A 2292-nucleotide genomic window follows, 5' to 3' on the forward strand; every position below is an offset into this window, starting at 1 on the left:
CGCACGCCGGCGTCTTCACCAGCGGCGGCACCCAGAGCAACCTGATGGGCCTGATGCTGGCGCGCGACGCCTTCTTCGCCCGTCTGGGGCACTCCATCCAGCAGGATGGGCTGCCGGGGGATATCCGCAAGTACAAAGTCTTGTGCTCGGAAAACGCCCACTTCTCGGTGCAGAAGAACATGGCGCTGATGGGCCTCGGCTACCGCTCGGTAACGCTGGTGAAAACCGACGAATTCGCGCGGATGGACGTGTCCGACCTGCAGGCGAAGATTGCGCAAGCGCAGGCTAACGGCGAGCAGATCATGGCGATCGTCGCCACCGCCGGCACCACCGACGCAGGCGCTATCGACCCGCTGCGCGACATCGCCGGTATCGCTGCGGAACATCAGATCTGGCTGCACGTTGACGCAGCCTGGGGCGGCGCCCTGCTGCTGTCTGAGCAGTATCGCGACTACCTTGACGGTCTGGAGCTGGTGGATTCCGTTACCCTGGACTTCCATAAGCAGTTCTTCCAGACCATCAGCTGCGGCGCATTCCTGCTGAAGGACGCGCGCCATTACGAGCTGATGCGTTATCAGGCGGCCTATCTGAACTCCGAGTTCGATGAAGAACACGGCGTACCGAACCTGGTGTCTAAGTCGCTGCAGACCACCCGTCGCTTCGATGCGCTGAAGCTGTGGATGGGTCTGGAAGCGCTGGGCCAGAAACAGTATGCGGCGATCATCGATCACGGCGTCACGATGGCGAAAAACGTGGCGGAGTACGTGAAGTCGCAGCCGACGCTGGAGCTGGTGATGCAGCCGCAGCTGGCGAGCGTGCTGTTCCGTTCCCGACCGGCGCAGATGGCCGGGAGCGACGCGGCGGCTATCGCGCTGCTCAACCAGCGCGTCGGCGACGCCCTGCTGGCCTCCGGCCGCGCTAACGTCGGCGTAACCGAGCACAACGGCGTTACCTGCCTGAAGCTGACCCTGCTGAACCCGGTGGTGACGCTGGATGACGTGAAGGTTCTGCTGAACCTGGTGGAGCGCACCGCTCAGGAACTGCTGGCGCAATAACCTGCCTTAGCGAGGCGGCGGCTGCCGCCCCGCTGCCAGCCTTGCCTGCAATAAGCCGATAATGTCCTTATCGGCTTTTTTTTATTTCTTTCCGCACCGCTAATGCTCTCTTCGCAAGGCCCGTTGACCCCTGCCTCTCGCGATGCCACAGTACTATCCCGAAAATAACAACGTTCAGGATAAACGTCCTGAAAATGGGGATAATGATGGAGAAACGCTTACCAGGGCTGGATCTCGACGCCCTGCGCAGCTTTGTGACCGGCATGGAGTGCGGCAGTTTCGCCCAGGCAGCGCTGCGCCTGTCGCGTTCCACCTCCGCGGTCAGCGCCCAGCTTAAAAAGCTGGAGAGTCAGTGCGGTGCGGCGCTGGTGACCAAACAGGGGCGCCATCTGGTGCTCACCGCGGAAGGCGAAAAGCTGATGAGCTACGCCAGACGCCTGCTGGCGCTCAATGATGAAACCCTGCGCGCGCTGCAGGGTGAGCGGCTCACCGGCGAGATCCACCTTGGTATGCAGGAAGATTTTGGCGAATCGCTGATGCCGGAGATCCTCGGGCAATTTAAACGGCATCATCCGCAGGTGCGGATAGTCGCCAGGGTGGATCGCAATGGTCCGCTGCGCCAGGCGCTGGCGGAAGAGGCGCTGGATCTGGCGCTGCTGTGGCAAACCGAAGATCAGGGTTCCGGGCTGGGCCTCTGCCCGCTGGCGTGGATTGCGCATCCTGACCTGGATATTCGCGCTCTGCTGGTATCCGGCGAGCCGCTGCCGCTGGTGATGTTCGACAGCCCGTGCCTGATGCGCTCCCGCGCCATTGCCTGTCTCGATGCCGCGGGGATCCCCTGGCAGGTGGTGTTCGTCAGCCACAGCCTGAGCGGCATCTGGGCGGCGGTGCAGGCCGGGCTGGGCCTGACGATACGCACCCGCATCGGCATGCCAGGCAACCTGCGCCCTGCAGGAGGACTCCTGCCAGCGCCAGGAAGTCTGGCCGTCAGCCTGCGACAAACCCCGCGTGAGGAATCGCATTCCGCCGCCGTGGCGCTGCTCGGCGAACTGATGACCGAGGCCCTGCAGGGATGGCTCGACAGGTGACACTGTCACGCCATTTCCATTCACCCTCACCCTAACCCTCTCCCTGAAGGGTGAGGGAACCGTTCGGCAGCAGATGTTACCCCCTCCACATTCTGTCTGCCCGGCAAGCGTAGCGCAGCCCAGCGCCGTTCCCGCTTCAATGCCCGGTG

2 protein-coding genes are annotated in these 2292 nt (G+C 63.2%); both read left to right on the forward strand.

The features are described from left to right. Positions 1-1055 (forward strand): pyridoxal phosphate-dependent decarboxylase family protein (locus tag HMPREF9538_RS07180; RefSeq protein WP_009485830.1); only part of this gene is annotated, 1055 nt, incomplete at its 5' end. A gap of 194 nt (positions 1056-1249) precedes the next feature. Then, a complete protein-coding gene (locus HMPREF9538_RS07175) occupies positions 1250-2143 on the forward strand; it encodes a LysR substrate-binding domain-containing protein (RefSeq protein ID WP_009485831.1) in 894 nt (297 codons plus the stop codon). Positions 2144-2292: the final 149 nt, after the last annotated feature.

This window comes from Klebsiella sp. MS 92-3, assembly GCF_000195655.1.
Classification (GTDB): domain Bacteria; phylum Pseudomonadota; class Gammaproteobacteria; order Enterobacterales; family Enterobacteriaceae; genus Klebsiella; species Klebsiella pneumoniae.

Bases quoted from the DNA above. Each gene is read 5' to 3' on its own strand.
- HMPREF9538_RS07175 (WP_009485831.1), top strand. From the start codon at position 1,250: ATGGGGATAATGATGGAGAAACGCTTACCAGGGCTGGATCTCGACGCC.